The sequence below is a fragment of the Corynebacterium sp. genome, from assembly GCF_012837295.1.
In the GTDB taxonomy this organism is placed as follows: domain Bacteria; phylum Actinomycetota; class Actinomycetes; order Mycobacteriales; family Mycobacteriaceae; genus Corynebacterium.
The window spans coordinates 1-9,251 of record NZ_DURI01000037.1; the positions used below are offsets into that span (position 1 = coordinate 1).

A 9,251-nucleotide genomic window follows, 5' to 3' on the forward strand; every position below is an offset into this window, starting at 1 on the left:
GGCGTGGGCATTTCGCTTGGCGACGACTGCGTCGTCGAAGCCGGCCTGTACATCACCGCGGGCACCAAGTGCACGGTGCTGCTCGACGGCGTGCGGAAGCACCGCAAGGCCGCCGAACTGTCCGGCGGCTCCAACATGCTGTTCCGCCGCAATTCGCAGACCGGCGAGGTCGAGGTCGTGCCGTGGGCCGCCGAGCGCGTCAAGCTCAACGAGGCGCTGCACAAGAACTAGCGGGCCAGCTTCTCCGCGAGGAATTGGCGGGCCTCGGCGCGGGCCGAGGGGGCGCCGTCGAGTTCGTTCTCGTACTGGATGTGGTCGTGGGACTGCGACAGCAGGAACCTCAGCAACGCTTCGACGGCGGTGCGGGTTTCCGGATCGGCCATCCCCTCCGGCCCGACGATCGCGGCGGCCGCATTGCGGGCGCCGGCGGCATCCTTGGGGTTCAGCGACGCCGACATGATCGACGGGCCTATGCGCCGCATCGCCGGGGTCGAGTCGCACCACAGATCGCCCGTGTTGCACGAGTCGAAGATGCGATCGGCGAACTCTCCCCACGATCCCTCGTGCGGGCCGAAGATGCCCTCGGAATCGGCGGGTGCGGTGCCGTGGGCGACCGCGACGTCGGCGCCGCGGCGGGGGTTGCCGAACAGCGCCATCGCCTTGACCCGATCGGGGTGCAACGACGACGCACCGCCAGCGACCCATGCGTTGAGAATGTCCGCGCCCTGCGAGTAGCCGGTGAACACGAAATCGGTGCCCGGGCAGGCGGCGTCGACGGCGGCGACGAGTTCGGCGAAGCGGCCGAGGCCCGCGGCCGCGGAGGACTCGTACGACGTGGTCAGGAACGCATCCGACACGTACGGCAGGTAGAGATTGCGAACGTCGTCGCCGAACTCGGCGGTGAGGTCGTGGCCCAGACCGGCGACGACGCGGCCGTGGGGGACGTCGGGGTCGCGCTGCTCGTTGGTCTCGCCGCTGCCCGGGACGTGGATTGCCGTGATCGGCGTGCATTCGCGACGGTCCATCGCGGCGATGCCCAGCTCCTTGCCGGAGATCCGGCCGATGACGTTCTCGGCCCGGTCCCACGCCGCGGGCGGGATGAGGGGGCTGTCCACGGTCCCGTCCGCGGCGCCGTCGGCGTTTCCTCCCGATGCCGACGAACCGACCGGATCAGGCAATGCCGCCGAGCCGACCGGATCAGCAGCTGCCGCCGTCCCGGTGCTGGCGACATGTGCCGAGGCCATTGTGGTGAAGGCCACGACGGCCGTGGCCAGCACCGTCGAGACGCGGCGCGCACGATTATTCTTCATTGGCATCTCCTCGGCACAGAAACCATCGATGGTTGAAAGGCTAGCCCCCGTGCGCCGATCGCCGATCCGCGGCCCCATCTGCGAGGGGTCCGGTCAATGGATCGGCCGCCCCACCCGCGAGGGCCCCGCTAAAGGATCGGCCAGAGGATCGGCGACGTCGCGGGCCGAGCGGAAGTGTCGGGGCGAGCCGTCGAGGGGGTCGTCGTAACGCAATTCGGTGGCCACCAAACGCAGGACCCGCGTGACGTTGGCCAGGTCGAGCCCGAGGTCGTCGGGGTAGGTGTCGTCGCCGAGGATCGGGTAGCCGAGGTGCGCCATCGTCGCGCGGAGCTGGTGGGTGCGCCCCGTCGTCGGCTCGAGGCGCCACTTGCCCACCGTCATCCGCGTGCCGCACGTTCCGCACGCGCACGTCGCCCCGTGGGCCGCCCCGGGCAGCACGTCGCCGATGTCCGCCGCGACCGTGCCCACGTACGTCACGCGCGTCGTCGCCGTGCGCCACAGCTCGGCGGGCACGTCATCGGCGGGCACGCGGGGATCGGCGTGGCCGGAATTCGCGTGGCCGGAACTGGCGCCGGCCGAATCGGCGCGGGCGGGTCCGTCGTCAAGCAACGGATCTCGGACGCGCACGCCGCGCTCGCCGTCGACGTTGGCCAGCTCGACGACGACGTCGCGGATCTCGCCGGGCTCCCAATCATCGGCGACGACGGTGAGCGCCTCGTACGTCTTGCGCACCCGCCCATCCTGGAAGAGCCGCTGGTAGGTGCCGCGCGATGCGGGATCGCGCGACACGAGCAGCAGCCCCGACGTCAGCCGGTCGAGCCGGTGGACGCACGTCAGATCCGGCTCCCCGAACCGATCGCGCAGCCGCTGCAGCACCGTGTTGCGCACCAGGCGGCCGTTGGGCGTCGACGGCAGGAAGGGAGGCTTGTCGACGACCAGCGCCCCGGCCTCCTCGGCCACGACCACCGGGTCGAACGGGATCTCCGGTTCGGCGTGGGCGGCGGCGGAGTCGCCTGAGTCGGAGGAGGGGCCGGCCGCGGGGTCGGCGGTTCCGGTCCCGGGCGCGGTGTCCATCGCCCCGGCCGGTGAAGCGCCCCCGCCGGATCCATCACCGGAGCGCTTGCCGGTTCCCTTATCGGCTCCCCACCAGTCGTCGCGGTTGCCCGCCGCCCTGCCCATCGAGACACGCTCCTCGTCTGCCCGCGCCGCCGCGGAGGCGCGGCGGTGCCGACGTTCGCCGATCATTCGTCCGCCATCCTGCCGTATCCTGACGGCATGAACGCCGCCACCCCCGCGAACCACTCCGAACGCCACGCGCCGCAGACCCCGCAGTCCGAGGCAAATCCCGCCACCGCCTCGTCGACGGCGTACAGCGTGCGCATCGTCGCCGGCGTCCTGCTCATCGTGGTGTTCGGCGGACTGCCGACCGTCGTCGAGGGGCGGCCGTTGTGGGCTGCGATCGTCGGGCTGGTCGGCGTGGTCGTGGGCGTCGTGCTCATCGGCATGGCCGTCAACTCGATGATCCGCGAGCGCCGAGCGCGGAATCGGGCGGGCCGCTGATGCGACCGTCGTAAAGCGACCGCGAAGCGGCGACGACCGCACGCGACATCGAGCCCGGGCCTTGGCGCCCGGGCTTTCGCCGTTCATACCCCTTGCCATAATGACAAGTATTCTTTACGCTGAGACATGAAAGATGAGCGCGGCGACAAGGACGGAGGTGGGCGATGACGCAGAACGGCGCAACACCGGAACTGACCAACATGGTCCGCAAATACCGCCGCTGGAACGAACTGTCGCAGGCCGAACTCGCCGAACGGGTCTCGGTGTCGCGGCAGACCATCGCCAACATCGAACGCGGCAACTATTCCCCCTCCGTGCACCTGGCGCTGGCCATCTGCACGGAACTGGGCAAAACCGTCGAGCAGGTCTTCGGCGACGAACAGGAAGGATGAAAAATGAGCTACGGAGACACCCTCATCGCCCGCTACGACGCCACCGTCGAGGACGAGTACCAGGCCAACCTCATGCACCGGTCGAACACCATCGGCTATCACATCGCCAGCTACGGCTACGTTTTCGTCGCGGCCGCCATGGCGTGGATCGTGCCGCCGGACAAGAACCTGGCGCCGATCATGGTCCTCGTGCCCATGTTCGCCGCCGTCCTGGCGGCCACCGGCTGGATGAAGCGCAAGGCACCCCGGCCGAAGCTGCTGAAGCCGACGCCGGCCGAAATCGCCATCACCATCGTGGCCCTCGGCCTGTGGCTCGGCGGAATGCAATACAACGACCCGCATGCCAGCTCCGCGACCGCCGCGGGGCTCGTGTCGGGCGGCGTCTTCGGCGGAATCATCGGCTACATGATCAGCGCGTGGTCCACCAAGCGCGGCCGCCGCAAGGACATCGAGCGCCTCGACGCCGAGTTCGGCGACGACTGATCGAGGCCCTGCCGGCACTCCGCTTTACGACGGCCCGTCCCCGACCCCTTCCCCCTCTCCGCGCCCGATGGCGTGGGGAGGGGTTCGTCGTCAAGCGAAGGCCGGCACCGCTCCGCCGTTCACCGACGGGGACACCCGCGCCAAATCCGACGGAACCGATCCGCGCCCGCCCGCGTCCTATGGGGCATGGGGGACAACGAAAACACGCACGCGACCACGACAACTGCGACGACGACGAACGAGGCCAGGACCGGAACCAACGCCATCATCATCGCGGCACCTGAGATCGGCTCGAGCAGCACCGACGACACGGAGATGCCGGCGGAATTCCGCACCGGATTGAGCATCGAGGCCAACGGTTTGATCCTGGCGCACGGGTCCACCGGGCGCGCGAACCTGTCCAGGTGGGTCGCCTCCGGACGTGCAATCCGCCTAGCGGCGTGCGCTGCGATTCTCACCGCGACCTGGGAGGCTGCCACCTGGCCGGAGCGGAGGCGGCTCAGCTGTGAGGCGCATGCCCTGGCCAATCCGGAACTGGTGCTCATCGGAATCAGCGCCGCGCGAATCCACTGCCTGGAGATTCTCGACGATCCGGAGCGCGACACCGGCGAGATCGTGCACCTCGGCCGGATCGGCGCCGGCAGACGGCGACGTGGAGCGGGTTACGAGGTGCGGCCGATCGGAGACGCCGAAGCAGACGTCACCGTCGTCGACGGCATCCGAGTCACCACGGCCGCCCGAACCATCCACGACCTGCGGGAATCCCACGATCCCGAGCACGCGCTGGCCGCGGCCGACGACGCCCTTCGGCGCGGGCATTCTCGTGGCGACTTCGCCGAGTTCGCTCATCGCATGCTCGAAGCCCGGAAGCAGGGCGCCCGCGGTACCGCCACGATCATGGCGTTGGCGAGCGAGTTGTCGGAGAGCGCCGCCGAATCGTGGACCCGGTGGATCCTGTACACCCTCGGCATTGCCGGCGTCGTGCAGCAGGTATGGATCGTCGCGCCGGATGGTCGGCCCGTGCGGCGCGTCGACTTCTGGATCCCGGCGCTCGAAATGGTCATCGAATTCCACGGCCGGATGAAGTATGACGGGCGCTACGGAGATGGCGACGTCATTTCGACGCGCGAGAACATGGCCATGCGCGATCTCGCCAACCTCGGGATCGACGCCGTGCAGCTCACGTGGCGGATGCTCGTCGACGGGTCCGCCCGGCGCCTGATCGCGGAGCGGGTCGCTCGCCGGCGAGCTCTTCTTCGCACGGCCGGCGCGCAGTTCACGGGCGAGACGTACCTGCGCCACGAAAAGCTCCCCGAGCATGTGACCCGGCATTTCAACGGCCGCTGAGTCAGCGGCCACACGTCACGAGCGGGGCTTTCTCTTCCGATCGCCGCCGACCAGCTGCCATCGCCAACGCCGATTGCCGTGGCTCCGGACAGCCCGACGTCGATCGCTGCGCCTGTAGTGGAAACTCCGCACTCACCTGTCGTCTCCGCTGCACGACACGCCGCCCCAATCGCGACACGCCGAGCAATAATGCAGCGCAAACGACACCGGAACGCAGGAAACCCGCAATTACCACTGCCCGTTGCTGATGTTGCGCATGGGATCGCTTTACGACGGCCGATCCGCACTTTTCGGCAGCCCCACGAGAGTTTTGCCGGCCGAGCATCAGACGGGCGCGATCATGGGGGTGATGAGGAGCGAGGGGAAGCGCGGAGGAAGTCGACGGGCCAGCTGATGGCCGTCGGCCCGAAGTGAGAACCTCCTGGCCGGGTACGGCCGGGTACAGCTAGGCGCGGAGGCGGCCGGCGGCGACGTCGATCGCCTCATCCGACGCCGTCAGGCCAATGCGGACGTGCCGCACTCCCTTCGGCCCGTAGAACTCGCCGGGCGCGACCAGGATGCCGCGTTCGGCGAACCAATCGACCAGGTCGCGGCACGTTTCGGCGGAATCGGTGGCGGGCCCCTGGCCAGCAGCGGAAGCGGCGACGGCCCCTGGGTCAGCCACGGAACCGGTGGCGGGCCCATTGCCAGCAGCGGAACCGGTGGCGGGCCCCTGGTCTGCAGCGGCCCCATCACGGGTCGCCCACAGGTAGAGGCCGCCGTCGGAGTCGTCGACGCGGAAACCGGCGCGCTCCACGGCCTCCCGCAGCACCGCGCGGCGGCGCCCGTAGCGGCCACGCTGGACGGAGGCGGCGTGGTCGTCGTCAAGCGAGGCGACCATGGCCGACTGGATCGGCCCCGGGACCATCAAGCCGGCGTGGCGCCGCAACGCGAGCAAGTCCTGGACCAGCGACTCGTCGCCGCAGATCCAACCGGCGCGGTAGGACGCCATGTTCGCGATCTTCGACAGCGAATGCACCGCCAACAGGCCCGTGAAATCACCGCCGCACACGCGCGGATCGAGGATCGACGGGGCCTCGAGCTCCCAGTCCAAGCCCAGATAGCACTCGTCGGACACGACGATCACGCCGCGCTCCCGCGCCCAATCGACCACCTTGCGCAGGTGGTCGACGCCGAGCACGCGGCCCGACGGGTTGCCCGGCGAATTGACGTACATCAGCGTCGGCCGCGACGGGCCCAGCTGCGTCAACGAATCCGCGCGCACCACGTTCGCCCCCGCCATCCGCGCGCCGACCTCGTACGTCGGGTAGGACAGCTCCGGGATCACCACGGTGTGCCCCTCGCCCGCGCCGAGCAGGAACGGCAGCCACGCGATGGCCTCCTTCGTGCCCACCACCGGCAGCACGCCGCGGTCGGCCGACAGGCCCGCCACCCCATGGCGGCGCTCCATCGCCCCCGCGATCGCCGCCCGCAGCTCCGGCGTCCCCGCGGTCTGCGGGTACCCGGGCTCCGCCGACGCCGCCGCCAGACCGTCGCGCGCCGAATCGAAGACGTCGTCGACGGGCGTGCCGATGGACAGGTCGATCAACCCGTCCTCGTGCGCCGCCGCCTTCGCCTTCGCGTCCGCCAGCGAATCCCACGGGAACGCGGGCAGCCGCTCGGCGGGCGTGGTCCGCTGCCGGTAATGCGGGGGCAGGGTCATGCGCTTCTAGTCCTCGGCCTGCGGCGGCAGCTCGGCGATGAACTTCACGTCGAAGTCCTGCGGCCCGAGCTTCGCGGCACCGCCCGGCGACCCGAGCTCGTCGAACCAGTCGACGTTGGCGTCGGTGTACTCGACCCACTCGTCGGGCACGTCATCCTCGTAGAAGATGGCCTCGACGGGGCAGACCGGCTCGCAGGCGCCGCAGTCGACGCACTCGTCGGGGTGGATGTACAGCATCCGCTTGCCCTCGTAGATGCAGTCGACGGGGCATTCCTCCACGCAGGCGCGGTCCATCACGTCGACGCAGGGCTGGGCGATCACGTAGGTCATGGCTTGGAAAACGGCCTTTCACGAATGCGGGGCTGGTTGTAACCAGCCCATTGTGTCACTTGGGGTGCCGGAGCGGCCAACCGCCCCCGACGATACCGGCGACGAGCAGGGCGATGGTGCGGATGGTTTCGCCGAGGACCTGGTCACCGCCGAACGGCAGCCCGGTCCAGATCCACAGAAAGACGTATCCGGCGATCCACGTCCACATGGGCACCATGGCGATGTTACGGCTCTTGGTCCACAGCATCGCCGTCCGAGTGATTATGAGATTAAATACGTACGCCGCGATGATCGTCCACGGCAGCGGGATCGACAGCCCGCCGACGTCGATGCGCGTGCCCAGGTACGCGACCTCGAGCACCAGCGACACCAGCGCCGCGACGGACAGCCAGGCGATGCCGGTGATCATTTCCCCTCGGTCGATGTCCTCGCGGACCTGGCTGCGGTCCGGGTCGCCCCAGTGCTTTTCGACGGCCACGTCCCCGCCCTCGGCCTTCTCGTTCATCGCGACGCTCCTTCGGTGTCGGCGGGCGCGCCGGCGGAGGCTGCGGGCGCGGTGGATGCAGCGGCAGAGTCCCGCCGCAGCTCGTCCCACGTCTTCTCCCCCGCGAACACGGCGGCGAGGTCTGCTCCGGCGGTGCCCAGCCGGTAATGCTCGGCGGGCGTGATCGGCTGGCAGATGAGGTTCGACAGCGCCCACACGCCCCGCGCGTCACCCGACGCATCGACGGCACCGGTGGCGGCGCGCGGATTGACCATGCTCACGCCGCCGTCCCCGACCCACACCTGCGTGGCGTGCGCCCGGAGGGAGGCCGTCTTGGCGGCGAGGTCGGCGTCGGAAAGCGAAACCGCGAAATCGGAGGCGACCGAAGGAAGGTCGTCGAAGTCGGCCCGCGTCCACGCGTCGGGCACCACGGCGATGGCGTCGAGGCCGTCGCGCAGCGCGTCGTCGTCGGTGACGGTCCACATGGTCGCCCACAGCGCGGCGTCGCCGGAGCCGGTGCCTTCGCCCGAGTCGCGTGCCGCCGCGCACAACCGGTCGCACGCCGCGACGGTGAGTTCGTGGGCGCGGATGTGGTCGGGGTGGCCGTAGCCGCCGTCGGCGTCGTAGGTGATCACGACGTGCGGCCGCAGCGCCCCGAGCACCTCGGTGAGCTGGCCCAGCGCCTCGTCGCCGGAGCGGATGAACGCCCGCTCCGCGTCGTTGCCGGGGTCGCCGACCATGCCGGAATCGCGCCACCGGCCGGCACCGCCGAGGTGCACGGGCGCATGGCCCGGCCCGTTGCAGCCCAGCGCGGCCAGCGCGGCGTGGAGCTCGTGGACGCGGAAGCCCCCGAGCTGGTCGGAATCGCCGCCGACGAGCCCCTGGTACGGCTCGCCGATGACCTCGCCGAGCTCGCCGAGCGTGCACGTGACCACCGTGACGTCGGCGCCGCGCCGCACCAGCTGCGCGATGGTGCCGCCGGTGGTGATCGCCTCGTCGTCGGGGTGCGCATGCACCAGCGCGACGCGCATCCCGGTCAGATCGCGGGCGTGGTCGGCGGGGATGGGCATGTCGGCTCCTCCGTGTGCTCGGTGGTCGGCGGGTTCGTGGCGGGTCCGGTGGGCGGTGCGGCGGCCGTCGCTTTACGACGTCCCGCCGTCACCCGCTTCGGCGTCCCCTCCGTCAGGGTCGTCGCCGTCGGGGTCGTCGCCGTCGGGGTCCGCGACCTCGGATGTCGTGGCCGAGGGTACTCGCCGCCAATCGGGCAGCGTCATCAGCGGCCCGATGAACGGTCCGGCGGGCCAGCTCGCGGGGTCGGTGACGGCCTCGTCTGCGATGGGAAGCTCGACGCCGGGGCCCACGACGGTGAGGATCCGGTCGACGACGATGCCCAGCTCGATGGCCTCGGCGTCGACTGCTTCCCTGATCCGTGCGGGGACGGCGCCGGCCGGGGCCACCACGCCGGCGCCCAGTCCCCCGGCACCGTCGGCTTCGTCGGAGTCCACGGCGTCGTCGAGCATCGCGTCGATGCCGGGATCGCACAGCCCGGTGAGGTTGGATCCGCGGGCGACGTCGGACGGCGCCACGGGAGTCGCGTCGGCCGCTCCGCCTCCCGCGCCGGTCGTGGGCCCGGACCGGGAGCC

11 protein-coding genes and 1 pseudogene are annotated in these 9,251 nt (G+C 70.4%); 5 read left to right on the forward strand and 7 right to left on the reverse strand.

Going from position 1 to position 9,251, the window contains the following annotated elements; genetic code table 11:
- A partial coding sequence (locus tag GX015_RS01250; RefSeq protein ID WP_291342192.1) for a DapH/DapD/GlmU-related protein occupies positions 1-231 on the forward strand: 231 nt, incomplete at its 5' end.
- Here the strand turns inward: GX015_RS01250 and GX015_RS01255 are convergent.
- Together GX015_RS01255 and GX015_RS01260 are read right to left on the reverse strand one after the other, a co-directional pair.
- Positions 228-1,310, reverse strand: a complete 1,083-nt coding sequence (locus tag GX015_RS01255) for a cutinase family protein (RefSeq protein ID WP_291342194.1) — start codon at positions 1,308-1,310, stop codon at positions 228-230. The two genes, GX015_RS01250 and GX015_RS01255, sit on opposite strands and share 4 nt — an antisense overlap.
- Positions 1,311-1,403: 93 nt before the next feature.
- Positions 1,404-2,555, reverse strand: coding sequence for a pseudouridine synthase (locus GX015_RS01260; protein ID WP_291342196.1), 1,152 nt, complete (start codon positions 2,553-2,555; stop codon positions 1,404-1,406).
- Positions 2,556-2,585: 30 nt separating this feature from the next.
- On the opposite strand from GX015_RS01260, the gene GX015_RS01265 reads away from it, so the two are divergent.
- From GX015_RS01265 to GX015_RS01280, 4 genes are all read left to right on the forward strand, one after another.
- Positions 2,586-2,870, forward strand: coding sequence for a hypothetical protein (locus GX015_RS01265; protein WP_162986140.1), 285 nt, complete (start codon positions 2,586-2,588; stop codon positions 2,868-2,870).
- Between the two features lie 164 nt (positions 2,871-3,034).
- Positions 3,035-3,262 (forward strand): helix-turn-helix transcriptional regulator, encoded by a 228-nt coding sequence (locus GX015_RS01270; protein ID WP_120983074.1) that lies wholly within the window; start codon positions 3,035-3,037, stop codon positions 3,260-3,262.
- A gap of 3 nt (positions 3,263-3,265) precedes the next feature.
- Complete coding sequence (locus tag GX015_RS01275; RefSeq protein ID WP_120983075.1) at positions 3,266-3,745, forward strand: hypothetical protein; 480 nt, start codon at positions 3,266-3,268, stop codon at positions 3,743-3,745.
- A 186-nt stretch (positions 3,746-3,931) separates the two neighbouring features.
- Entirely contained in the window at positions 3,932-5,092 is a 1,161-nt protein-coding gene (locus GX015_RS01280; RefSeq protein WP_291342201.1) for a hypothetical protein, read from the forward strand.
- A 445-nt stretch (positions 5,093-5,537) separates the two neighbouring features.
- Here the strand turns inward: GX015_RS01280 and dapC are convergent, their stop codons facing one another.
- The 5 genes and pseudogenes from dapC to GX015_RS01305 all read right to left on the reverse strand — a co-directional run.
- Positions 5,538-6,794 carry a succinyldiaminopimelate transaminase gene (gene dapC, locus GX015_RS01285; protein WP_291342202.1) on the reverse strand — a complete coding sequence of 419 codons (1,257 nt, stop codon included), beginning with the start codon at positions 6,792-6,794 and terminating at the stop codon, positions 5,538-5,540.
- A 6-nt stretch (positions 6,795-6,800) separates the two neighbouring features.
- Positions 6,801-7,124 (reverse strand): ferredoxin, encoded by a 324-nt coding sequence (gene fdxA, locus GX015_RS01290; protein WP_120983078.1) that lies wholly within the window; start codon positions 7,122-7,124, stop codon positions 6,801-6,803.
- A gap of 55 nt (positions 7,125-7,179) precedes the next feature.
- The gene (locus tag GX015_RS01295) at positions 7,180-7,629 is read right to left on the reverse strand and encodes a hypothetical protein (RefSeq protein ID WP_291342205.1); all 450 of its coding nucleotides are present in this window, start codon (positions 7,627-7,629) and stop codon (positions 7,180-7,182) included.
- On the reverse strand, positions 7,626-8,678 hold the full coding sequence (gene mshB, locus GX015_RS01300) for an N-acetyl-1-D-myo-inositol-2-amino-2-deoxy-alpha-D-glucopyranoside deacetylase (RefSeq protein ID WP_291342206.1): 1,053 nt from the start codon (positions 8,676-8,678) through the stop codon (positions 7,626-7,628). The genes GX015_RS01295 and mshB overlap by 4 nt, the downstream gene beginning before the upstream one ends.
- 72 nt (positions 8,679-8,750) lie before the next feature.
- A pseudogene (locus GX015_RS01305) lies at positions 8,751-9,251 on the reverse strand (hypothetical protein); the annotation flags it as partial.